The following is a 23,658-nucleotide window of genomic DNA, read 5'->3' on the forward strand; positions in this document are numbered from 1 at the left end:
CTGTTCCTCTTTTCTGACTTTTCTATATATTTATCTTACGAAAAGAGAATATCCCCTGTAATAGTAACAGGACTTTAATATTTTAGCTATAGAAGATGTATAATAAATGTGAATATTTTTTGTCTATTTGTCAAAAAAAGAAGACCGCGAAATTTTGCGGTCTTTTTTTAACATTACTTAAATGTTTCGTTATCTAAAATTACAACATAATCATTCGTCAATCGGCCAGCTTCTTTCGTATAATTAACAAGCCTTTGTATGTTATCACAGCTAAGTTTTGCTCCCCATACGAGTAATGGTACGCCGATAAAGTCGATGTGGAACCTTCTAGAAAACAGACCACCGAAAGTCATTGGTAAAGGAACTGTTGGTGATGTATTAGAAAAAATAATCTTTTCATGGCTGTGATAATGTTTTTGCAGAATCTCTCCTAAATGCTTCATCGCAGGTACAACGACTTTGGATGCCCCGCACCCAATTGTATATACAGGATTCCCATATTCATCTTGTCCATGAAAAATAATCTTTCCCATATCCTCTGTTTTCAATTTATTAAAGTAATCTACATTTAATATTTCTTCTTTCGTTAACTTACGATCTGTTGGTAATTTATTTAAATGATAAGCTGCAGCGAGTGCAGTTGAATGTGTTCCGCCGAAATCTGTGTAAATGAATATCATATTATCATCCCTTGTTGTAAAAGTTCAATGTTATTTAGTATTACCGTTCACAGCGTTGTTAAACAAGGGATAAATGTATTTACACTTTTTGTATTAACTCATTATATTTTTTCCAAATATAATAGCGTCTACTAATTACGGTACCTAATGTGATACATAAAAAGGTATTCGTTACAACCATTAATGTGTGGTGAGTACTGCCAGGAAACATACTTTGCTTAATCAAAACCTTTGCACCTAAAATAACAAGGAGAATAATTGTACTTAACCAATTTCCTTTTCGTAATACATGACCTGTTTCACTATCTAATCGAAATGTTAAAGCTTTTCCCCTAATAACTCCTAGACCCAATCCCATTCCGAGCATTGCAACGAAGAGAAGTCCTTGCAATATATTAAATTGTCCCATATGAATAATGGACTGGATTGTTACAAAGCACAGCAAAGCCGGAATGAGCCAAATACGATTAATATTCACTTTGTATTCCTTACCTTGAATTAATACAATTATAAGAATAACAAGTAGAATAACAAATAGAATATCCATTTAGAGTCCTCCTATATACTTGTTTACCTTTGAAAATTATATTCGTCTCTGTTCATATCATACTTGAAATACGATAGCTACTTTAATTTGTATAATATGGAATGTGATCTCCCATCAGCCTTAAGCATAATTCATAAAAGTAAAAAGACGTACTTTTTACTCATACGTCTCCTACTACTTGGTCTTCATATATAGCTACTAGTTCAATTGCGGGATTTTCATATTTTTCTTTCGCTCTAAGTACATTGTCATAATATGCTGTATCTAAAAAAGATAACGCACGGCAACGTACCTATCCTATTTCGTCTTCTTTTTTATATGCACTAATTTTTATATCCATGTAATTAAAAAGCTCTTTCTATTTCTACCATTAGTTTTTCAGGTCCTGCCCCTTTATGATAGCAGTAAATAATTTGCATCCTGAGGCAATTCCAAATCTTGTTTGTAGTGTATTGTTTATACATTCACTTCGGTTAGCATATCCAAATGAATTTTCATAGATAATATCATCATCTTTTTTATTAAGACTACCCCAGAAAAATCTATATTCTGATGTATTTCTTTTACAATTTTCTCTATTTGATCTTTTGTTTTTATCATAATAACCACCCTTGTTTATTGGTATTGTTCTTTCCCCTTATTTTTTTCCATATATAGGGGAAAGAAACCTCCTATTCAACCCCCTAAGTTTCAAATAAAAACCAAGGGAACTATTTCGAATTTATTGATTCAGCGGAATATACCTTAGACTGCGATGGTAATAAAGTAAACACGCACAATATGATAGTAATAAGTAGCATTACCAATACTCCTACAATGACTACAAGTTGTATAGAAGTGAATTGAGTTGCAACGCCGAACAGAATCGTTATAAAAATTGTTAAAACAGCTATAACGAGCCCGTATATACTCCCGATTCGTCCCATCATATGAACCGGAACGTTATTTTGATAAAATGTGTAAAATCCTGTATTTGCATATGCCATAGAGAAAGATAAAATAAAGAATCCGATAGCAGCTATTAAAAACTCACTTGAAAAAGCATAAATCAAATATCCGATTGCAATGAATAATGATCCTATCCCAATTAGAAATGAAGGTGCTAATTTTTTTGATAAAATTGTATTTGTTATGGCTCCTAAAATAAAACCCGCACCAGCGGTACTTACCAAAAAGCCATATTCACTATCTGTTAACAATAAAACTTCTTTCGCAAATGATAATTCAAGTGAATCAATAGCGGTAGCTAATACCATCATCCCTTGAAATAAGAAGTAAACACAAACAATATACATAGATTTTTTACTAAAATTTAAAACTATGTTCCAATCTTTCTTTAATACAGTTAGTGATAATTTATCATTGGATGTATTAGAATCGTCTTTTTTATCAAGATTAGGTAAAAGTAATGTAATGAACCCTGATAGCAAAAATGCTATAGCATTCATATATATAGCAAACTCTGGTGTACCAGTTATTAATAATATCCCCGCTACTGCTGGACCAATTAAAAATGCACCAGATCCTATTAAACTACGTAGTGAGTTGAAACGTTGTCTTTGCTCTACTGGAATTAATTTCGTCATATATGCCATAGCAGTTGGTTCATAAATCGCACTGGCCATGCTTATAAAAAATACTAAGAGATAGACAATCCAAAGGGATGGAACCAAGGGTAAAATAGCGATAAATACTACTCGATATATATCGAGGTGAATCATTAACTTTCGTTTATTTAAACGATCTATCATACTTCCTGACCAAGCGTTTGTAAATAAAGTGGCTAATGGTTTTATCACATATAAAGTAGCGACAGCTAAGGCTGAGCCACCCATATTATAGACAAGTACATTCAGTGCGATTAAATAAATCCATGCACCTAAATTCGCAATACCAACTCCGGACAATAGTAATAAAGGATATTTCCAATCTTTAAGTAATTTTTTCACTTTAGGCACCCGCTTTCTAAATTGTTTTAAAACAATAAAAAAATCCCACCCCCAAGACTTTTAGTCTTAGGGACGAGATTTATCATCGCGGTGCCACCCTAGTTTGTTAATATGTCGCCATATTAACCTTATCAGGTACTGCACTATTTTCATGCTTATACCTTAGCTCTATAACGGGAGCTCCCGTCACACCATCCACTTTTAAAAGGTTCCGATGTTCTGCTCAGAGGCTTGATTCAATAAAGAATTTTTGCTCCTTTTCAGCTAAATGGAGCTCTCTGTGAAAAATTCATTTTATTTACTTTTCTCTTCACTGCATTTGATTTTTTCCATATTATCACATATTCATTTAACTGTAAATAACAAATAATCAGATGTTTTAAGTTATGCCAATGTTAATAGTTTTATTTATTATTTTTTCAAAAAATTACGGTGCGTGAAATTAGTTGAATCTCTAAAAAAAGAGCCAATTATATATAGGCCATTCAAAATGTCCAAATTAATTCGTATTTGCCTCTACTAACGGTTGTAGCGGTGGTTCTAATTCTAGTTCTAAAGTATCACTCTCTTGTAAATCTTGTCCTTTTTCAATACTTTGACTCGTTACATAGCCCATACCTGAAGTTTTTAAATCTAATTTTAATAGCTTGGAGAAATACATAACATCACGCATTGACCAACCTTTTAGGTTAGGCATTTTCACATTACTTCCTACTAGAAGTATGCGATCTCCTTCACTCATTACTTCGCCAGTCTCTGGATATTGTTTTATTATCTTTCCTTCTCCTAATAATACCGGCTCAAGTTTCTCTTTTTCTGCAATATTTTTTACAGTATCCATTGTTTGATTTACATAATTTTGTACTTTTATTTCAGATTGCTTTGTTGCATCTGCCATTTTCTTTTCTGTATATGGTTTCACTTTTAAATATTCTAGACTATTTTTCATAACTGGTTTAAAAATTTCAGCAAGAGGCTGAGCACCGTATTCATTCCCCTTTAATTTAGGTTGCTTAATGGCTAAATATACGACTAATTGCGGATCATCAATTGGGGCCATTCCTAAGAATGAAAAAATATAATTATCTTTCCCTTCCATATATCGTCCATTTTCAGGATTCGGAATTTGCGCTGTCCCTGTTTTACCACCAATCGGATAACCATCAATTTTATACATCGTTCCCGTTCCTTTTGATGAAGTAATAACTCGCTCCATTAAGTTCCTTACCTTATCTGCAGTTTCTTTTTTAATCGGATTCCCTATTTCTTTAGGTTGATTTTCCATAATAACTTGTTTATTTGTTGGATTTACAACCTTATCAACAATATAAGGTTGCATCATTTTCCCTTCATTTGCTATAGCTGTGGCCGCTTGTATGATTTGAATAGGAGTTACAGTTGAGCCTTGGCCGAAAGAAGTAGTAACTTGTTGAATTTGAGTATTTAACAATAATGTATTTTTACTTTCTCCAGGTAAATCTATCCCTGTTTTTTGATTGAAACCAAATTTATTCATATATTGCTTGAATTTATTTGGTTTCAGTAACTGGTCTTCTAAAATAGAAAAAGCAACGTTCGATGACCGTTCAAACCCTTCATCAAATGTAATTGAGCCCCATCCATAGCCGCCATTATGATCTTTAATCTCTGCTGAACCAACTGCGTATTTTCCTGATTGGAAATATTCTTTCCCGTTATATACACCTTCATTAATTGCAGCAGCTAATGTAAAAACTTTCATTGTAGACCCTGGTTCGAATGCATTCGCAATTGGATCGTTTAAAAAATATTCAATGTCTCCCTTGTTAGGATTATAACTAGGCTTACTAGACATTGCTAAAATCTTACCTGTTTTTGGATCTGCAATAATTCCTACTAACATAGAAGGGTCATAGTGTTGCTCCGCTTTGTTCATTGCATCTTCTAAAAAACTATTAATTTGTTTATCAAGCGTAAGGTATACGTTATTTCCATTTTTAGCAGGTTCTATTTTTCCTATATCATTTGTAAGTGGGATACCATTTCGTGAACCTACATATGCGACATTACCATTTGTAGAGCGCAAATATTTATCAAGACTTTGTTCGAGTCCAAACTTACCTTCTGCATTTCCTTTTTCATCTGGTCTAGCAAAACCTAGGATATATGATGCAAAGTCTTCGTTTGGATATACTCTAGCTTTTTCTGTCGTAAATGACACCCCTGGTATTTTTAATTTTTTTATTTCTTCCTTCGTTTCTCTAGATAAATTCCGTCCAATTTTACCAATTTCAACTTGTGTACGTCCTTCATGAAAATTTTTCATGATCTCCTCTTTATCAACTTCAAGCGCATCTGCTAAACGTTGTGCAGTATCTTCCTTATCTTTTAGTTTATCTTTTCCTTTTAAGTTTACAACGATACGATATGTCGTTGAGTCTTGGACTAATACTTTACCGTTTTGATCATAAATTGTCCCGCGATTTGCCTCTAAAACTCCATTTTTGTTTTGTTGTTCATTCGCGAGATCTTTTACATTAACATTATGCACGACTCCTACTGCTTGAATATAAAATATACGTAAAAGCATAGTAAGAAACAAAACAATAAAAGCAATCATCATATATCGAGCGCCTTTATTCGTTTGAAGTTTATGCATACTAATCTCCTTTCCTTTACAATGCATTAATGCGAAGATGCGCTACTAAATATGTTCTTTAATATAGTAGATACTATATTTTTCGAAGTTTTTTTACTAATTCCTCTATAACAATAAGAAAACCAGTTCTGTTGCTATTTATTTTTTATTAATTTTGTATTTTTTAATATAAAATACGGTAAGTGAAATTTAAGAATATTCAAAAAAGAACCTACTTTTTGTAGGTTCTTAAGATTAAGCTATATGGTTATATTTCGCTAAAAATGGCAACCGTTTTGCTACTAGTGCATACATTTTGAAAATAAAACTTGCTAACGGTTCAAATATACGTGCGCTTTGCATCACTAATCCACTTGTAATAAATGTTAAGAACGCAGCACCAAGTATATCTAGAGGATAATGAACGCCTACGTACATGCGTGATACACCGACTAATATTGCCCATATTAACGCGATATATTTAAGTTTTTCTCCTCTTAGAATAAATACGAAAGCAATCGAAAATACGAGTACAGAATGATCACTTACAAATGATGAATCTGCTGCATGCGGTACTAATTGATTTACATGATGTGTTATAAAAGGACGCGGATGGTAATATACCGCATGTATAAGAACATTTACTAATAATGCAATACTAACTGAAAGTGTCGTATATAACACTGTATATTGTTTTCTAATTGCATTCTCTTTCTTTCCATTATTGAACCATAGGATAAGCATAAATAGTATTGCTACATATGCAGCACTATTTGTAATAGCGATCATTAGCGTATCTAATAGCTTGGATGATCCAGCAAAGTTATTAATCCATTGAAATACTGTGTAATTCATATTACTCTCTCCTTATTATTACTCATTGTACTTTAAATAAAGATACAAGCGTTCTTGATTTACACAGTATACAACATCAATATGAAAATGGGTTTAAACTTTTCTCATCAAATTCTCATTTTGCTACTATTCATTTGACAATGGTGTAACTATTTACACGAGCTAAATATGTATAAAGGTTGTAAACCATTTTAAATAGTATGGTGAACACTCTATGCATGGATATAATACATAACATATTCATTTAAATATATTAGTTACGAAATCATATTCTTATTCCATACGAAGGGCAATATTACCGAATTGTTCTCCTTGCTGCATTCGATTTAAAGCTTGAATTGCTTCTTCTAATGGATATACTTTATCAATAATTGGTTTAATATTATGTTTCTCTATAAAATGAACCATCTCATTAAATTCTTCACTGCTCCCCATTGATGTTCCCATAATATCAATTTGATTATAAAATAATGCTCGTAACGGTAATTCAATTTTATCTCCTGAACTTGCACCAAAGTTAACGATTCTTCCATTTGGTTTTAATATATCAAAATATTTTAAGAAAGTCGCCGGACCTATACTATCTATAATTAAATCCACTTTTTCTCCATGTAGGCACTCTTCCCAATTACCAGAACTATTAAAAGAAAAGTCTGCACCATATTTTTCAGCAGCCTTTTTTTTGCCCTCTATCCTTGAAGTAACACTTACCTTTGCTCCAATTGCTTTAGCAAACAACATAGCATAAGTAGCTACACCACCGCCGATTCCCGGAATTAGGACATGTTCTTCAGGTTTTAATCTACCTTTTGTAAAAAGCGCTCTATATGCAGTTAATGCCGATAAAGATAAAACGCCAGCTTCTTCCCACGTAAGATATGATGGCTTTTCCACTACATTTTCTGCTGGTACAATAACATATTCAGCAAATGTTCCATCTGCTGGTCCGCCTAGTACTTCAGGTAACTCTGGTATTTCATGAGTATTATTCCATCCAATACTAGGGTTAATAATAACCTCGGTATGTAGTGAAATATTTGAAACTCCTTCTCCTAGTTCTATAACAATACCTGCACCATCTGACCCTAAAACTAATGGTAGTTCCATTTCTTTTCTATTATTCATTATAAATAAATCACGATGATTTAAACCTGCTGCTTTTAATTTCACTTTAACCTCTCCAATGTTAGGAGTTATCTCAGGTGATAATTTATATTCTAAACCTTCTAATCCTTTTTTATGTTGATGTACAATAGCTTTCATTAATAATCCCCCTTAATAATTTTAATGTACTAAAAATATCGAAATAAATAAAATAATCTGATTGTAACAACTGGAAAATAATAAAAATCATTATGATGAAAAAACAAAATCCTCCCCACACTTTTTTGTAGGAAGGACTTTAATTGATACTACTTATACTTTGTTAATACTCTTTTTGGCCAATGTTAATATATTTTGAATAAACGGTGCTTTTGCATTTGTATATGAAACACGATCAAAAGAATAGGTAGCAGCAAGCATCTCTTTTAATTTTCTATATTCTTCACGTGCCCACTCATGATTTATTAGAAAGTCTCGAAATAAAAGGTTGTTCCTCCATTCCTCGTTATTATAAATATAAACATGTAAATGGTGGGTACCAGCTCTCCATTTACCTTTTCTAAAAAAACGCCAATTAGGTGTTTTTTTAGGAACATATTCATAGCCAATTTCTTCTAGGGCTTCCCTCCAATTTTCGGTAATTTGTAAATTTGTTACGCCGATCATCATATCAATAAGAGGTTTAGCCCCTAACCCTTCTACGGCTGTGCTTCCTATATGTTCAATAGCAATAATTTCTTCATGGAGTAACGGCACAAGTTTATTTTTTTCATTTAAAAACTCTGTATGCCAATATTGTTGGTACGGTTTAATTATGATTTTTCCATCCATTTGCTTTCCTCCTTATAACTATATATTATTATATTTATAAAATTTAAGTTTATAAATATAGGGATTTCACAAAATATGTCGAATATTGTAATGGACAACTTAATTATATTAAATTTGAGGTGAATTATGAAAGATATTCCCGTTAAAATTCAGTTAGATACTATAACATTCCAACTAAAAAAACATCATAATTTTGATTGGCTTACAAAACTAGGTACAGTATTTGCGGTTTTTGACCAACAAGATTCCGGTAATATAAGTTTTGGTGTTGAAAAGAATGGGAAAAAGAACTTTATAAAATATGCAGGGGCACAAACACTCGCATATAATGCTTCTACAAATGAAGCTATACAAAGATTAAAAAGCTCAGTTACTATATACAATGAATTAAAACACGTTTCTCTTATAAGTTTAATTGATCACTACCCTGTACAACATGGATATGTTTTAATTTTTGATTGGTTTGACGGTGTATGTCTCCACCCGCACTGGAGTTTCCCACCCCCAGCAAAATATAATGATCCTAACTCACCATTTTATAAATATAAAAAATTATCCGTTAAAGACAGACTGATTTCATTAAATTCTATTTTTAATTTCCATACTTACGTTGAACACAAACACTATGTAGCTATTGATTTTTATGACGGTAGTATTTTGTACAATTTTAAAACTAATGAAACAAAAATTTGTGATATTGATTTATACAGTAAAAAGCCGTATGTAAATAAGATGGGACGAATGTGGGGGTCATCTCGTTTTATGTCACCTGAAGAGTTTCAACTTAACTCTATAATAGACGGACAAACAAACGTATTTAATATGGGGGCTATAGCTTTTGCACTTTTAGGTGGCGGGCAAGATCGTTCCTTTATGAAATGGGAAGCTAGTGCAGGCTTATATGAAGTAGCATACCGTGCTGTAAATGAAAATCGTAGTGAGCGCTATGCGTCAATGGAAGAGTTTAATAATGCATGGTTAAAAGCCTATAACACTGAAAATCTATAAAAACTACATACATTGTAAAAGTACATGTAAAACTTGTACTTTTATAATGTATAATACATATGGGATTGAAATTCAGGATAACGGGGCATGTATTATGAACTTTGTTTACATTAATCAAAATGTTTTAAATAATCTTCTTTATATTTTAAGCAGTATATTTGTTTTTTATTTTATTTATGATAGTGGGTACTTCGGGAAGAAATATAAGAAACTACTTATCATTCTTTGTACGAGTATCCCACTAATTTTATGTATGCGGTATCCCATCTATATGGATGAAAATTATATTCACGATTTAAGACAAATCCCCTTTTTAATTGGTACACTTTATGGTGGATTTCCAGTCGGTATTGCATTACTCATGATTTTATTAATAATACGTTTTATGTTTTATGGTTTTAGCCTGTTAACAATCATTGTTTATGGAACGATGTTAATAATTACAGCATTCGCATCCTCAAAATTTAATACATACAATAGGAAAATAAAAGTAACTTCATCTATGTTTTTAACTTTTTTCCTTGCAATATTTACAACAGTAATTGTTTTAACTCTATCAGATTTTGAAGTGAATAATTTGTACATTATTTATTTCATTCTATTACCAACTATTTTAATATTATTTATGGTCTATTTTAATGAGGTTTTAAAAGATGCAATATTTATGCGATCAAAATTAATAAAAGTTGAAAAAATGGAGATTGTCAGCCAACTCGCTGCAAGTATTTCACATGAAGTAAGGAATCCATTGACTGTTGTAAAAGGATTTACACAACTTTTAAAAACACCCAATATAACTCAACAATCCAAAGATGAGTATATTGAACATATTCTTGAAGAGTTAAATCGTGCACAAGCAATTATTGATGATTACTTAACTTTTGCCAAACCGGCTTCAGAAAAACTAGATCATATTTCAGTGGAGCACGAGTTAAATCGAGTTATTAATATGATGTTGCCTTTTTGTAACATGAATACTATTAATATTACAAAAGAGTTCTCAGAGGGAACAATTATTGGTAATACACAGCACTTCCATCAATGTTTTTTAAATTTAATAAAAAACAGTATAGAAGCAATGCCATGTGGCGGTAATCTAATTATTTCTGCAACTGTTAGCAATAATAAGGTCATAATAAGGATTCAAGATAGTGGAGTTGGAATGTCGCAAGAGCAAATTAATCGATTTGGCGAACCATATTTTAGTACAAAAACGAAAGGTACTGGTTTAGGTACGATGGTTGCTGTTAAAATTATTGAAACGATGCGAGGCAGTTTAAAAATCCGAAGTATCGTTAATAAAGGAACTACTTTAACTATTACATTCCCAAAATATAATAATGAGAGCACGTTGCATAATAAATAAAAAAGGAGCATAATGGCTCCTTTTTTATTTCGATACAAAAAGTATCTGCTATGTTTTTTAAATTTACATTTAGAAGAGACTAATTAGAAATTAGTACCCTTAGCTCCAACAGCTACATCCAACAATAATTAATAAAATAAATAACACAACTAATAAAGCGAAACCTCCACCAAAACCACAAGAACCGCCGAAACTCATATTTTTTCCTCCTTTTGGTTTGAAAACTAATAGGTAGTTGATCATTTTAACTGGTTCGTATTATACAGTATGTATATCTCCCTTTTTTGAGCATGTCTTCATAAAAATTAGTAAAAGCACTCTATTGAGAGTGCTTTAAAATGGGTACCAGAAGTTTTGGAATACATTCAGCTTTAAGTAAACTGCAATAATCAAAATGATAATACCAACAAAAAGTGTGATGTAATCCTCCTTTTGTGCGTCTTTTGCATAGTACCACGTTCGTTTATCCTTTTTTCCAAAACCTCTTAAATCCATTGCATTTGAAACAGTATCAATCCTTTCTAATGAATGAATAATAAGTGGCCAAAAAATTAAAACACGGTTTTTCATACGAATCCACAAGCTCGCTTCTCCTTTTTCAAAAGGTACGCCTCTTGTTTCCTGCGCGTGTCTAATGATTATATATTCAGATTGAATGCTTGGTATATAACGCAGTGCAATATTTATTGCATATGTAATTTTATAAGGAACAGCAAATTTATTTAAGCTGCTTACAAATTCACTTGGATGAGTTGTATAAATAAAAAGAAGTGTAAATGGTAATAACGTAAAATATTTCAATGAAAGTGTAGCTGCATAAAATAAAGTTTCATATGTAATTGTTGCATAACCTATATAAAAAAAAGAGGTATACGATCCCGTTAATTCCGATCCATGGGTGGGCGTAATGAAAAGAATCATAACGGAATTTAATAAACTAAATGTAAATATAACGCTGAAAATAACTATAATTTTACGCAATTGAATTTTTGCAATTAAGAGGCCGATACATCCAATAATAAATAAAATTAGCAATATACGAAAATCAAAAAATAAAAAAGTAAGTGTCATACAAAATATAAATAAAGATAATTTAATTGCACCATCCATACGATACAAATACGTATTATGCATATTCCTCCCTCCTATTAGCTTCAATATAAAGTTGCACAAATGTTTCTGGAGTTGGAATTCCGCTTAATTTAGCTAGTTTTATTAATGAAATCTCCCGTAGATTAGCTCTTTGTAACGTTCCTTTATCCCCTAAAACAGCAGATACAGTATTGTCCGCAATAATTTTCCCTTCATGCAGAACTACCGCTCGATCTGCATATTCTAAAGCAAGATTCATATCGTGTGTGATAATAATAAAGGATATGCCCCTTTCAGCCAGTTTTCTAATAAACGACATAAACTGTTTGTAATGGTAATAATCTTGTCCAGCTGTCGGCTCATCTAATACAATAAGTTTTGGGTTTGTTATAAGTACAGATGCAATAGTAAGCCTCTTTTTTTGTCCATAGCTTAATGCCTGAATTGGCCAGTTACGAAATGGATATAATCCACAAATTTTTAAAGATTTTTCGACTCTTTTCTCAATCTCATCTTTAGAAACCTTTTTTAATTTTAATGAATATGAAACCTCTTCTAAAACAGTAGGCTGTGTAATCATTTGATTTGGGTTTTGCATAACGTAAGAAATAACTTCCCCGCGTTTACGAATAGACCAACAATTTATATTTTCTCCATCGAATGTTATTCTCCCATTCTTCGTTTTATTTATTCCTATAAGAGTATGAGCTAATGTCGATTTCCCTGCTCCATTATGACCCAATAACGCTACTATTTCTCCCTCTCCTATTGAAAGGTTGATATCTTCTAAGGCTGTATGTTTGTTATTGTACGTAAATGATAAATTTTCTATCTTGCATAAAGCTTTTTTAATATATTTGTTTTTTGATGAAACTTGCTTATGCATCCAGTTCTTTAATAGGCTATGAATGCCTGCATTACAAAGATTTTCAATTGGAAATACCCTAACATTATTACTATCAAAATTTAATTTCTTTAGCGCCTCTATATAAATAGGTTCTCTTAGTCCGATATTTGGTAATATATTAGAATTTAAAATACTATCCGGTGAACCAACGGCAATAACTTCTCCCTCATCTATTAAAATAATTTTATCTAAATCAAGGTTTAAAATTTCTTCTATTCGATGTTCAATAATTACAATTGTTTTATTATATTTCTCATGTATATTTTTAATGAGTTCTATTGTATTCAAACTACATGCAGGATCCAAATTAGCTAACGGTTCATCAAATAATAATATATCAGCATTTGTCGTTAGCAGACCTGCAAGAGAGACTGTCTGTTTTTGACCTCCTGATAATTCATGCGGACTTTGTGTATGAAAGTCCTGCATGCTTACCTTTTTTAAAGAATCCGTAACAATCTTTTTCATTTCTATTTGATTTACACAATCGTTTTCTAATGCAAATGCTACATCCTCTTCGACAGTAAGGCCTATAAATTGTGAATCTTGATCTTGTAATATTGTCCCTACGTGTTTACTCTGTTCAAAAACACTACCTTTTCTCGGATCCTTTCCAGCTATTAAAATGTTACCGGTACTTATCCCTTCGTAAGAAAATGGGATTAGCCCATTTATACAATGAGCTAATGTTGACTTACCTGAACCACTTCGTCCAGCGATAAGTACCTTTTCCCCAGGATATATTTGAAATGTAATATCTTTTAAAGTAGGCTGCGTGGTATGCCTATATTGAAAGGTAAATTGTTCAAAAGAAATAATTGGTTGCATGTATACATCCCTACTTTTCAATTTTTAAATGTGTATGTTTCTTATTTGATTTCGCTAGACCGATCGTGATTGGTAAGCCAAGAACTAAAAATACGATAACGTCTGCAATTGTTGCGCCTAGTACTTGTATAACTATTTTGTCAAACGGTTCTCCCATCACAATAATATCGAATGCTCCAGCAAATATAATTGCTATGACAATACCAATTAACCCTGCAATTGCAAAATAAGAAATATCACGGTTATTATACGTTCCATGTTTTACACTAAAACCAACTCTTTTTTGTATGAGTCCCATTGCTAAACCAATAATACCTGAACTAATAACCCATCCCCACCAAATACCCCAACCAGCGATCGTATCTGTAACGGTATGACCGATGAGTCCTATTAAAAGTCCTGCTACCGGGCCAAATAACGCTCCAAAAACTGTTAAAATAGCCAATGCGGGTTTAATAAATGTATTCGGTGCGATAGAAAATCCCCAAAGCCCTAATACCCCGTATAGAGCTGCTCCAATTCCAATAGCTACTACTAGCTTTGTCGTTAATTTGTTCATTACAATTCCCCTCTCGTATTATTCAACTTTTAATACTCTATATTTATTTTGAAAATGAATTATGCATCGACACTTCCTTTCTATACAACAAAAAATGACCTCTTAAATAAGAGGTCATTTTCTTTCACGTACAAGAATCCCCTTATCTTTCAAAAGACACATAGTGTCCTCTGCGGAATTAGCACCTTCCTATGTAATTACATAGGGGTTGCTGAGGCTTCAAAGGGCCGTTCCCTCTACCTCTCTGGATAAGTATGTATTTGTAATCTGTATTATGGCACTAACAATAAATAATTTCAATACTTTTCTTACTATTTTTATTTTTCGATAAATAGTTCACTTAAATCATTGTATTCTTATCGGAATTATGAAATAATAAATTCAAAATTGTTACGGGAGGAATGCATGATGAAAGTAATTGGCTTAATTGGCGGACTAAGTTGGGAATCAACATCGTTGTACTATAAACACATTAATACACTGACTCTCTCTAAATATGATCAAAATGCGAAGCTTGTTTTATATAGCATGGACTTTGGGGAGGTAACTACATTATTGCAAAACCATCAATATGAAGAAGTGAAAAATGAATTAGTCACGGTAGCAAAAAAGGTAGAAAACTCAGGAGCTGAATGTTTACTAATGTGTTCTAATACCGTACATCTATTTGCTGAGGAAGTAGAACAAGCAATATCAATCCCACTTCTTCATATCGGTGATGTAAGTGCTAAAGAAATGGTAGAACAGAATATAAAACGGATCGGATTATTAGGAACGAAACAAACGATGGAACAAGATTTTTATACATCACGACTAGCAAAATATAACATTGAGACAATCATCCCAAATGACGAAGAAAGAACTTTTATCCATCACGTCATATTAAATGAATTAAGTAGAGGAGTTATTTCAGAAACATCAAAAGAAAAACTAATACAAATTACCAATTCATTAATTAATAATGGGGCTGAAGGAATTCTACTTGGCTGTACGGAAATTCCTTTGCTCATTTCCCAAAATGATCTATCTGTTCCTGTTTTTGATACTGCTTATTTACATGCGAATACTGCTGTACAATTTGCTGGATAATAATATAAAAGCATACAGGTAGAGCCTCTATGCTTTTATATTATCCGAACTATTTATTTAAAAGAGCATCAATAACTGCAATGGCTCTTTTGGAACCACCACACTCTAAAAAACTTTCATTCAGTTTTCGAATGCCATGTTTATACTTTTTATTTGAAAGAACGTCTGTTACCGCCTTTTTTAAAGTTTGCACATTAACATGCTCTTTCAATAATCTATGTGCTGCCTCCAGCTCAGTTAATCTTTGCGCTATCATAGGTTGATCTTTATCATGCGGTATTATCACAAATGGGACATTATAATGGATTGCATCGTGCACACTATTCATTCCACCATGTGTAATAAAAACATCTGCTTCACTTAATATTTCTGATTGAGGTACGTAAGGGGTTATAATAAAGTTGTCTGGCGCTTGCTTAATTTTTGAAATATCATTTCTATCACCAATCGCCATTACTACAATCCCTTCGAAATTTGAAAAAGCGTCAATACAAGTATTAAAAAATGGTTCGATCCCTTCAAGAAGTGTTCCCATTGAAATATAAATAACTTTCTTTTTTGAAAGCAATTCAAGTGGAAACTTTACATTTGTTTTGCGCTTTATAATACTCGGCCCAATAAAAACATTGTTTTCTCCGAACGAATCGCTATTAGGTTGAAAATAACGACTTGTATACACGAGACTAATATCTCCCTTATTATGCATAAATTGAAGATTATTTTTGGGCTTTACTCCAAATTCATGTTCCATTTGATACAGTAACTTTTCAGAGAGTTCATCGGGTTGGAATTGTATTTCTGCATTTGGATGAAAAGGCAAGGTTTCCAATAATACTGGTGGAATTAAAAATATAGGAGAGGAAACTATGCCTGGAACTTGTAAATATTCCTTTACTAACTCTCCAGCACCAAATATATCATAAACTATGAAATCAAAATTAATGCTTTTACATAATCGTTTCGTAATTTCTAATATGTATAAAGAAGTTTGAACATGTACATGAAAGAAAGATTTTAATCCATATGAAGTTTCATTATCAATAGAAATCTCCTTTAATAAATCCGGATGAGTATGTACAATGGCTCCCAAAACTTCAAGCCTTTCCTTAAAGCTTTCCGTTGTAATATAGTGTACGTTATCACCTCTTTCAGTAAAAGCCTTTACTAAACTTAATGTAGGATTTACATGTCCCTCTGCAGGGAAATTAACTATTAAAATATTCATCACTTATTTCTCACTCCTTACAATTCAATCTTCTTATTAATCGTACTGTTATTATTACAAGCAATCTTCCCTTAATAGTCCCAATATACTTACTACTTTAGGTTGATAAATAATTATCAGACATTGAAAAAGGCATCTACATAAAATGTAGATGCCTAACTGTGATAAGGAGTGTTCTGTGAGGTTAGGATAAGCTTTTCTGCTTGTCCTATGCTATCAATATATGATTTATTTTATAAAACGTGCATATCTAATAGAATTATTTTAACCATTTTATTTGATCAAATGGATAATATACCATTTTCACTTTACCTATTATATTTGACTCATCAATTAGTCCAAGCGTATTCCTACTATCTTTACTATGATTTCGATTATCACCTAACACAAATAATTTATGCGTAGGAACTTTCATTTCTCTACAGTTTGAAAAACGATTTGATACTTGTGACATATCTAACTGTATATACGACTCATCACGCTTTTTACCGTTAATATATACCTCATCGTCTCTTAATTGTATGTTATTCCCTGGTAATCCAATAATTCGTTTCACGTAGTATGTAGGCGAGTCTTCTTTTTTTATTATTACAACATCACCATGATGAAAAGAAGAAAAATAGATGCTAGCCTTATTAACAAGTATGCGATTATTCTCATTCAAAGTAGGTTGCATCGAAATTCCTTCTACCATACAAAATAAAAATGACTTATTAATAAAAATAATTCCTATTATAATTAAAATATAGCTACATATTTTTCTCCGATCTTTTAGAATCAATTGCTTCATATATACCTCATTTCTAATCTATTCGTATGTAAAAAAACGTCTCTAGTTCATATAATTGCTAGAGACGTTTCGTATATTTTAATTCTCTTTAGAGTCATCTGTTTTTGGTGCTTCGCCAGTTAATCGCTTATTTTTTAATTCAAAATAAGCATCTAAAACTTCTTTTCCAATATCAGAGTTAATACCAGATTTATCATTAATAACCCACGGCACAACTACAGAGAATGCTACTTCAGGATTATCATACGGCGCATATCCTGCTAACGTTAAATTATAACATTCTCTTCGCTCACCTTTTTCATTTCTTCCAATATCACTTTCTCCACCGTATACTGTCTGTGCTGTCCCTGTTTTACCTGCTGGCTTATAAGATGCTTTTTGGAACGCCCTTACTCCTGTTCCATCACCTTCTTGGAATACCCTTCTAAATCCTTCTTTTACTTGATTTATATATTCCTCTTTCATATCTATCTTATTTAAAACGATTGGTTCTACTGCATGCACCACTTTACCAATCTCATCTTTTTGCGACGTTTGCTCTCTTACCTCTTGAACAATTTGTGGCTTCATTCGATATCCACCGTTTGCGATTGTTGAAATATACTGTACAAGCTGAAGTGGCGTATAGGTGTCATACTGGCCAATTGAGTAGTCTAGTAAAAAACCAGGTTGATTATCTTTTTTACCAATTTGTCCAGCTGTTTCATTCGGTAAATCAATACCCGTTGGAACACCTAATCCAAATTGCCTGAAATAATACCTCATTTTATCAAAGTACTCCTGTTTAATATTTAATGAACTATTTTTCACATAATCTACACCTGCAATTTTTAATGCTGTATTAAACATATAAACGTTAGAAGAAACTTGTAAAGCTCTTAGATCATCAATATTCCCGAAATCTTTCCAAGACTTTTTCTTCTTAGTTCCTTTAAACTTCATAGGCGCATCATAAAAGTAAGTACCTGGTGTTATAGCTTTCGTTTCGAAACCAGTCAATATTGTCGCACCTTTAACTGTTGATCCAAGCTCATATGAACTTGTCATCGTACCTAAAGCATAATCTTCAACTTCTGTTTTCCCATCTTTTTCTACTAATTTTTTCCCTGCCATTGATAATACTTGACCATTTTTCGGATTTATCATTACAACGAAAGCACGGTCCAACATTGATTCTGACGCTTTATATGCCTTTAATATTTTTTCTATGCTCTCTTCTACTTTTTTCTGTAATTCCATATCTATTGTTAAAGTTAAATTCTTACCGCTCTTTCCCTCAGAAACGGTTTCCGTTCTAATTGTATTACCTTGTTTATCTGCAACGCTTCTTACTTCTTTTTTTGTACCATGAAGTACATCTTCATATTGCTGCTCGATATAACTTTTTCCAACCCTATCATTTCGGCTATAATCACGTACCAAGTAGTAATCTAATCGTTCACTTGGTAATCCTTCATCGGAATTAGAAACATTTCCAAGAACAGATCGGAATAATCCATCATTTACATACACTCTCTCCCAATCCACCGATACGTCTACACCTGGGAGATTCGCTAAACCTTCACTAATTATAGTAAATTCCTTTTCACTAACATCTTTTTTAATAATTTGAGGTGCCATTTGATAACCTGAAGTCATCTTACTTTTAATAGCTAACACTTTTATATCTTTCTCTGTTAATTCCTGAAGATTTTTATCTGTAACCCGTTTTCTTTTTAACTCTTCTATTTTTTTATCTAGCTTCTTGCCGCTAATATCCTTTTCTCTAAATGTATCTATTTCTTTTTTCGATACTAGATTTTCAGCCAGTTGCGGATTTAATTGCATCCAAAAATCTTTCTTATCTGTCTCATTTAACTTATCTATATCTTCTTGCGGCATTTCAATTATGTCTACAAGTTGTCTTGCAGTTTTTAATATATCTTCTGATTTTACACCTTTCATCTTTGTGTACGTGATCGTGCGTAAAGATGTATTATCAACAACTGGATTCCCTTCTCGATCAAATATTTTCCCACGTGGGACAGATAGGCTCACAGTTGCATTTTCTCTCTTTTCTACTTCATTTTTATAAGTCTCTCCATCGAAAATTTGCACTTTACCTAACTGTATAATCATTGCAGAAAATAATAAAAATACACATAGAAATAAAATATTTAACCGCATCGGTATTGCTCCACCACTTTTTTTCACTTGCTTTTTCACCTTGTCATAATCTCCTCCTTACAGTATTTCTAATAATAATTGAATCTATATATTAAAAGTAGTGCACATTTTCTATACAGTACTTTGTACAAATATTAATATACTGATAAAAACTTAATAGAAATTAAAACAAAGGTTAAGAAAAGGTAAAGTTTACTAAATTAAATATAAAAATACCCAATGAAAAAAGTTTAGCTTTTTTCATTGGGTATTTAATCATTTATTTAAGAGTTAATACTAGAACGTATCGATATACATTTATCATCACAATTTGATAGAGATTGTTTACTCTGAATTTTCGGCAAGTAAATAGTTACAGTTGTCCCGACGCCAACCTCACTCATTATACTTATTGTTCCTTGATGACCTTCAATTATTTTATAACTTAACATCAATCCAATACCGGTACCTTTTTCTTTCGTACTATAGAAAGGTTCACCTAATCTTTTAATTCTTTCTTCAGGTATTCCTATTCCTTCATCTATTACACTAATAATGACACCTTTTTTATGTATTTCTTTTATATGGATTGAAATTTTCCCGCCATCTAGCATTGCTTCAATTGAATTTTGCAAAATATTAATAAATACTTGTTTCAATTGATTTTCTGAGCATTCAATGATTATCTCTTTGGAATCTGTAAATAGTTCAACTTGAATATTTGTCATGATTGCTTTTGTATTAATTAATGATACGACATTTTTAAAAATTTGATAAATATTTTTCTTTTCTGTATTTATATCATCAGTTTTAGCAATCGACAAAAACTCTTGGAGGATTGCTTCTATTCTTTCTATTTCGGAAAGCATAAGATCAAAATATTTTTCTTGATCTTCTTTATTAATTTGGAATAACTGTATAAATCCTTTAATTACAGTTAATGGGTTTCTCACTTCATGAGCTACACCGGCTGCTAATTGACCAATTGCCGCAAGTGTATCTGATTTATTTAGCAATTCTTCTGCCTTTTTCCGCTCTGTAATATCGCGGACAATGATCATAATTTTATCTTGTAATAATGGTAAACATCTAGCTTCAAAGAAATCGATGCTTCCATTAATTGTTAGAGGATATTCTACAATTACATTCTTTCCTTCTTCTTTCAATTGGCGAATTGCTTCTTGAAATTGCTGTGCTACTGGAGACGGTAATATTTCGTAAAACTTTTTTCCCATAAAAGCTTCTGCGGGTACGTAAAATTTTGTAGGAGATCCTGCTTTATAATCTATAATTGTCCCATCGTCTTCTGTTAAAAAACATAAATCTGGTAAAGCTTTAAAAATTAATTCTAATTCAGACGTTTGTTGTTTTAATTGCCCTTCTATCGCTTTTAAATGTGTAATATCTACCCCAACAGCCCAGTAACTAAATCCTGTTACAGGAAACTGCTCAGATATATTGGACCACATTATCGTTTTAATTTCACCATTTTTACATGTTAAACTCATTTCCCAATCTCTAAAATTTTTTCCACGAGTCAAAAATTTATTTTGTATTTGATGGCGATAATTATGGTCAGGATACAGTAATTGAAGAGCGTTTGGATTCCCAATTACTTCTTCAGCAGTATAACCTGTTACAATCTCGCATTCTCGATTCCACAAAACAAAATCTCCATTATAGTCAAGCGCATCAACCATAACAGGCATGTTTTGTAAGATTGTATGTAGTTCTTCCTCTTTTCGAGAAAGTAACGATCTATTTTTACTTTGAACTGCTTTTTTTACCCCAGCTATAATGAGGTTAGAAAGCATTTCAAAATATTTTTGGCAATTGAAAATTTCGCTTCGTTTGGACCATACAACAAAAGATCCTAAATATTGATGGTATAAGAAAAGGGGGATTTCGATTTTGGGAAGTTTACATACTTTCATTTCATTAATTCCAAATGAAAATATACATTCGTTTTCAGCATCAAGAAGTTGATGTGATATGTTGGTTAATTTATAAAATTGTTCTGCCATGGTTTCTATTGTACTCACATCAATAAGTTCCATTAGCCGCGCATTCATTCCTTTTCCACCTCTATATGTAAAATTTATACAAATTCAAAATTCATACTTCTTCATTATACGAAGAAAGTGCTCCTAGGTATATAGCTATAGAATAATTATTCGAACAAATTCTATTTTTCAATTAAAAACAGAAAATAATATGGGAGTGTTACGCGCTGCTAGCAGCAGTATAAAAATACAATAAACATATAGTTCACAAATTTTTCACAACTTTCATGAAAAATATAAACATTTATTCCAATATATTCTATATAATGAGTTGTAATAAGGCTTCTATGAATCACATAGAATACCTTACCCCTAATAAAAAGAAAAAAGAATCTATTTGGATTCTTTTTTCTTTTTTTATTACATTACATATTTATATAAAGCATGTGCGACACCATGTTCTTCATTTGTTAACGTTTCGTATTGACACATCACTTTTATTTCTTCAACTGCGTTCCCCATTGCAATTGATATATTTGCTTTTTCCATCATGGAAACATCATTTAGACCATCACCTATTGCTACAGTGTTTTCAACTGGAATATTAAGATGTTCTGCTAAAGTATATAATCCATTTCCTTTTTGAGCATCTCGATGATTAATCTCTAAATTATGCCAATAGGAAGATGTAATAGCTAAATCTGTATTATGCAGAAACGTTTCTTTTAATTTTTTTAATTTCTCTATGTCATAAGAAAACGGTAAAAGTTTATGCACATGTATATCAGTTTCTACAATTGGTTTACAACTTTCTGTACTATGAAATGCTGTATGTTCAAGATATAATGCTGCAATCGTTTCTAACTCTTTCAAATCGAAATTTTCTTTTGCATTCCTCACATACTCGATTTCATTACGTACACTCTCTACTCCATAATCCGGTACATACACACCTTTATTAGTATAAAGCTGATAATACAAGCCATTCTCTTCAAGATATTCTACAATCTCAAGTGCCTGCATATTTTGAATTGGATATCTCTTCATCATTTTTTTATCTTTATATATAAGGGCACCATTTTCCGCGATAATCGGACACTCCAAATCAACTTCTAACAATAGTCGTTCAATATCCACAATAGAACGTCCAGTACAAATTGCTACAACATGGCCTGCTTCCTGACATTTTCGAATTGCTTCTGCATTTTCTTTACTTATCATTTTATTACCAGAAAGAAGGGTTCCATCTAAGTCAATTGCTATTAATTTCATTATTTCTTCACCACTTTCTATAAATACACGAGATCTATTTAACAAAAAGGTATCGTTTTCATATTGAGCTCGTTAAGTACTTCTTATTTATAATTTATGAAAAGCGTTTCAGGTCAAGAAATAATTAAAAATAAAATCAAAAGCTTTTCTCTTTAAAGAAAAGCTTTTGATTTTAAACTATGAACTATAACTAATATATTTTGTCTCACACATATACACATTCTTTTCTTCAGTTGGGACATATACTTTAAACTTTTCTAAACGTTTTCCGTAAATATGAATCGTGACAACGCTTTCACATTCAGCTATTTTAAGAATATGACAATCAGCTGGTGGAATGACTTTATCTGTTTCTCCTTCTCCCAAATAAAGATTTCCTGTATGGGTTAAATAAACAAGTGAATTTTCAAGCTGCTTAGTTTGTATAAAGTTCTGCACCATTACCCTTCCTGAAAAAACGCCTTCTACTCCCCATGTACCATCATGATCATGTAAAGGTGTAGATTGTCCATCTTTCCATACAAGAGCTAATACTTCAAATCGCTTTAAAGGATCTTCATATAACAAGTGTCGTGCATATTGAGCCGAATTCGCCTTCTGTTTTTCTAGCGGAAGCCATGTTTTTTTTTCTAAAAGTTCTTCTAGTAATTTTTCAATCGCACAAACAATTTGATTTTCTAATAAATTACTATCAATTAAATCCGTTACAGCTTTAATAAATGTTTGAAACGTTTTACTTCCATTACACGTTAACATAAGCATCCTCCTCCACTCTTCTTTCACACACTTCC

The 23,658-nt window shown here is 31.9% G+C and carries 20 protein-coding genes, 2 pseudogenes, 1 riboswitch and 1 other annotated feature; of the genes and pseudogenes, 3 read left to right on the forward strand and 19 right to left on the reverse strand.

The annotated features are described in order from the left end of the window. Positions 1-173 precede the first annotated feature (173 nt). From MKY70_RS14155 to MKY70_RS14195, 9 genes and pseudogenes are all read right to left on the reverse strand, one after another. Complete coding sequence (locus MKY70_RS14155; protein ID WP_002013190.1) at positions 174-680, reverse strand: DUF3189 family protein; 507 nt, start codon at positions 678-680, stop codon at positions 174-176. A 79-nt stretch (positions 681-759) separates the two neighbouring features. Then, positions 760-1,227 carry a DUF1453 domain-containing protein gene (locus MKY70_RS14160; protein WP_341024756.1) on the reverse strand — a complete coding sequence of 156 codons (468 nt, stop codon included), beginning with the start codon at positions 1,225-1,227 and terminating at the stop codon, positions 760-762. A 169-nt stretch (positions 1,228-1,396) separates the two neighbouring features. Next, a pseudogene (locus MKY70_RS14165) lies at positions 1,397-1,567 on the reverse strand (GNAT family N-acetyltransferase); the annotation flags it as partial. A 57-nt stretch (positions 1,568-1,624) separates the two neighbouring features. After that, positions 1,625-1,827: pseudogene (locus MKY70_RS14170) on the reverse strand (penicillin-binding protein); the annotation flags it as partial. Between the two features lie 110 nt (positions 1,828-1,937). Beyond that, positions 1,938-3,176, reverse strand: coding sequence for an MFS transporter (locus MKY70_RS14175; RefSeq protein ID WP_341024757.1), 1,239 nt, complete (start codon positions 3,174-3,176; stop codon positions 1,938-1,940). A gap of 65 nt (positions 3,177-3,241) precedes the next feature. Next, positions 3,242-3,499 (reverse strand) — a binding site (T-box leader). 176 nt (positions 3,500-3,675) lie between these two features. Continuing rightward, positions 3,676-5,814, reverse strand: coding sequence for a penicillin-binding protein (locus MKY70_RS14180; RefSeq protein ID WP_341024759.1), 2,139 nt, complete (start codon positions 5,812-5,814; stop codon positions 3,676-3,678). A 234-nt stretch (positions 5,815-6,048) separates the two neighbouring features. Continuing rightward, on the reverse strand, positions 6,049-6,648 hold the full coding sequence (locus MKY70_RS14185) for an undecaprenyl-diphosphatase (RefSeq protein WP_061690138.1): 600 nt from the start codon (positions 6,646-6,648) through the stop codon (positions 6,049-6,051). Between the two features lie 273 nt (positions 6,649-6,921). Next, entirely contained in the window at positions 6,922-7,911 is a 990-nt protein-coding gene (locus MKY70_RS14190; protein WP_341024764.1) for a zinc-binding dehydrogenase, read from the reverse strand. Between the two features lie 153 nt (positions 7,912-8,064). Next, a complete protein-coding gene (locus tag MKY70_RS14195; RefSeq protein WP_341024767.1) occupies positions 8,065-8,583 on the reverse strand; it encodes a GrpB family protein in 519 nt (172 codons plus the stop codon). A 126-nt stretch (positions 8,584-8,709) separates the two neighbouring features. Between MKY70_RS14195 and MKY70_RS14200 the strand changes: the two genes are divergently transcribed. Further along, positions 8,710-9,591, forward strand: coding sequence for a serine/threonine protein kinase (locus tag MKY70_RS14200; RefSeq protein ID WP_193654153.1), 882 nt, complete (start codon positions 8,710-8,712; stop codon positions 9,589-9,591). 46 nt (positions 9,592-9,637) lie between these two features. Beyond that, positions 9,638-10,957 carry a sensor histidine kinase gene (locus MKY70_RS14205; protein ID WP_002141985.1) on the forward strand — a complete coding sequence of 440 codons (1,320 nt, stop codon included), beginning with the start codon at positions 9,638-9,640 and terminating at the stop codon, positions 10,955-10,957. Positions 10,958-11,056: 99 nt separating this feature from the next. Here the strand turns inward: MKY70_RS14205 and MKY70_RS14210 are convergent, their stop codons facing one another. The 4 genes from MKY70_RS14210 to MKY70_RS14225 form a co-directional block, all read right to left on the reverse strand. After that, positions 11,057-11,155, reverse strand: coding sequence for a YjcZ family sporulation protein (locus MKY70_RS14210; RefSeq protein WP_000007808.1), 99 nt, complete (start codon positions 11,153-11,155; stop codon positions 11,057-11,059). Between the two features lie 135 nt (positions 11,156-11,290). Next, a complete protein-coding gene (locus tag MKY70_RS14215) occupies positions 11,291-12,091 on the reverse strand; it encodes an energy-coupling factor transporter transmembrane component T family protein (RefSeq protein ID WP_341024770.1) in 801 nt (266 codons plus the stop codon). After that, on the reverse strand, positions 12,084-13,784 hold the full coding sequence (locus MKY70_RS14220) for an ABC transporter ATP-binding protein (RefSeq protein ID WP_193654152.1): 1,701 nt from the start codon (positions 13,782-13,784) through the stop codon (positions 12,084-12,086). Before MKY70_RS14220 ends, MKY70_RS14215 begins: the two co-directional genes overlap by 8 nt. A gap of 10 nt (positions 13,785-13,794) precedes the next feature. Continuing rightward, on the reverse strand, positions 13,795-14,343 hold the full coding sequence (locus MKY70_RS14225) for an ECF-type riboflavin transporter substrate-binding protein (protein ID WP_002127640.1): 549 nt from the start codon (positions 14,341-14,343) through the stop codon (positions 13,795-13,797). Between the two features lie 139 nt (positions 14,344-14,482). Then, positions 14,483-14,598: riboswitch (SAM riboswitch) on the reverse strand. A gap of 150 nt (positions 14,599-14,748) precedes the next feature. Here MKY70_RS14225 and MKY70_RS14230 point away from each other — a divergent pair. Next, positions 14,749-15,432 (forward strand): aspartate/glutamate racemase family protein, encoded by a 684-nt coding sequence (locus MKY70_RS14230; RefSeq protein WP_012261026.1) that lies wholly within the window; start codon positions 14,749-14,751, stop codon positions 15,430-15,432. Between the two features lie 49 nt (positions 15,433-15,481). Here MKY70_RS14230 and MKY70_RS14235 read toward each other — a convergent pair whose 3' ends face one another. The 6 genes from MKY70_RS14235 to MKY70_RS14260 form a co-directional block, all read right to left on the reverse strand. After that, positions 15,482-16,660: a macrolide family glycosyltransferase gene (locus MKY70_RS14235; RefSeq protein WP_341024776.1), complete on the reverse strand. Its 1,179-nt coding sequence runs from the start codon at positions 16,658-16,660 to the stop codon at positions 15,482-15,484. A 256-nt stretch (positions 16,661-16,916) separates the two neighbouring features. Beyond that, entirely contained in the window at positions 16,917-17,447 is a 531-nt protein-coding gene (gene lepB, locus MKY70_RS14240; RefSeq protein ID WP_088033690.1) for a signal peptidase I, read from the reverse strand. Between the two features lie 78 nt (positions 17,448-17,525). Then, positions 17,526-19,652, reverse strand: coding sequence for a peptidoglycan D,D-transpeptidase FtsI family protein (locus MKY70_RS14245; RefSeq protein WP_341024778.1), 2,127 nt, complete (start codon positions 19,650-19,652; stop codon positions 17,526-17,528). A gap of 224 nt (positions 19,653-19,876) precedes the next feature. Next, positions 19,877-21,664 (reverse strand): ATP-binding protein, encoded by a 1,788-nt coding sequence (locus MKY70_RS14250; RefSeq protein ID WP_341024780.1) that lies wholly within the window; start codon positions 21,662-21,664, stop codon positions 19,877-19,879. Positions 21,665-22,015: 351 nt separating this feature from the next. Next, a complete protein-coding gene (locus MKY70_RS14255; protein ID WP_341024782.1) occupies positions 22,016-22,867 on the reverse strand; it encodes a Cof-type HAD-IIB family hydrolase in 852 nt (283 codons plus the stop codon). 177 nt (positions 22,868-23,044) lie between these two features. Then, entirely contained in the window at positions 23,045-23,623 is a 579-nt protein-coding gene (locus tag MKY70_RS14260; protein ID WP_113769523.1) for a cysteine dioxygenase family protein, read from the reverse strand. Positions 23,624-23,658: the final 35 nt, after the last annotated feature.

Origin of the sequence: Bacillus sp. FSL R9-9492 (genome assembly GCF_038007365.1) — a bacterium.
GTDB lineage: Bacteria > Bacillota > Bacilli > Bacillales > Bacillaceae_G > Bacillus_A > Bacillus_A mycoides.